The sequence below is a fragment of the Streptomyces sp. E11-3 genome, assembly GCF_046540415.1.
Lineage (GTDB): Bacteria > Actinomycetota > Actinomycetes > Streptomycetales > Streptomycetaceae > Streptomyces.
This window is the reverse complement of sequence record NZ_JAZGRL010000191.1, coordinates 1-1,139: the sequence shown is the minus strand read 5'-3', so window position 1 is coordinate 1,139 and position 1,139 is coordinate 1. Positions and strand designations below refer to the sequence as shown.

The following is a 1,139-nucleotide window of genomic DNA, read 5'->3' as shown; positions in this document are numbered from 1 at the left end:
CTGGCGGCCGCGCGCCGCGTTCCTGTCGTGGGAGAGCGGGAGGGAGCGGGAGGGAGCTCAGTCCTCCGTCGTGTAGAAGCGGTAGAACCGCACGGCGAACACGATCGCGGCGATTCCCAGCGCCATCATCGTGGAGTGCAGGACCGAGCGGCCGGACAGGCTGTACAGGAAGCCGAAGGACACGCCCGCGAACGTGAACCAGGCGATGCCCCTGACCTCACGCTTCAGCCGCGGACCGACCGTGCGCAGCGCGTACAGGACGAGCGCGAAGAGGACCCCCGTCAGCAGCCCGAAGAGGACATTGCCCGTGGTGATCGGCTCTCGCGCGGTGCTGCGCTGGATACCGGCGGTCCAGATGCCGTACACGGCGCCGAGGAGCAGCGGTACCAGCCAGGCCGACGTACGGATCGCGGCCCGAGGTGCGGAGGGTGCGGCATGTGCCATGGCGGGCTCCTCTCGGCTCGTCCCCGTCACCTTCCAGGGCACACCGCAGGGCCGCGCGCGGCAACTCGGCGGGGGTCAGAGCCGCCAGTCGATCTCCTGGTCGGGGCGGTACGCGCAGGTCAGCCCCGTGGAGACCGTGTCGCGTAGATGGGCCGCGAGCGCGGGGTGCAGGGCGTCCAGTTTGCGCAGGGTGTCGCGGATGCGGGCGGTCACCGCCTTGCGGGCGCGCTCGGCCTCGTCGCCGAGGCGGCGGGTGCGGCCGCCGAGTCCCGCGGCGGTGCGGAGCTCGGCCAGCAGGGCGGCGCGCTCGGTGTCGTACCGGGCGGCGCGCTGCTCGTCGCCGGACGCCGCGGCGCGGTCTATCTCCTCGTCCAGCTGGTCCAGGCGCCGCTTGTACTGCCGCTTGGCCTCCTCGTCGAGTACCGGGTCCCCGCTCATGCTGTGTGCCGCGACCACCTCGGGCCCGCCATCGGGCGCCAGCAGCCGTACGGCGTCGATGCCCGCGCCGGGTCGGCTCAGCAGCAGCCGCAGGTCTCGCAGGCCCTTCGTGTCGGGCATATGGACCCGCTGGCCCGCGTAGGCGAGGTTCCAGACGGTGCCGTCGAAGCGGAACTCGTAGGCGGGCAGCGGTGGTCTGGCACCCACCCCGTCCCGCTTCGCGTCGGATCGCTTCGCCCCGTCTCCCTTCGCCCCGG

1 protein-coding gene and 1 pseudogene are annotated in these 1,139 nt (G+C 72.8%); both read right to left on the bottom strand.

Annotated elements, in window-relative coordinates; all coding sequences use genetic code 11:
- Positions 1 to 57 precede the first annotated feature (57 nt).
- A complete protein-coding gene (locus U9R90_RS36330; RefSeq protein ID WP_411061769.1) occupies positions 58 to 444 on the bottom strand; it encodes a hypothetical protein in 387 nt (128 codons plus the stop codon).
- Between the two features lie 75 nt (positions 445 to 519).
- Positions 520 to 1,139, bottom strand: a pseudogene (locus tag U9R90_RS36325) (ATPase); the annotation flags it as partial.

Coding starts and splice junctions, on each gene's coding strand:
- U9R90_RS36330 (WP_411061769.1), bottom strand. CDS start 444: ATGGCACATGCCGCACCCTCCGCACCTCGGGCCGCGATCCGTACGTCG.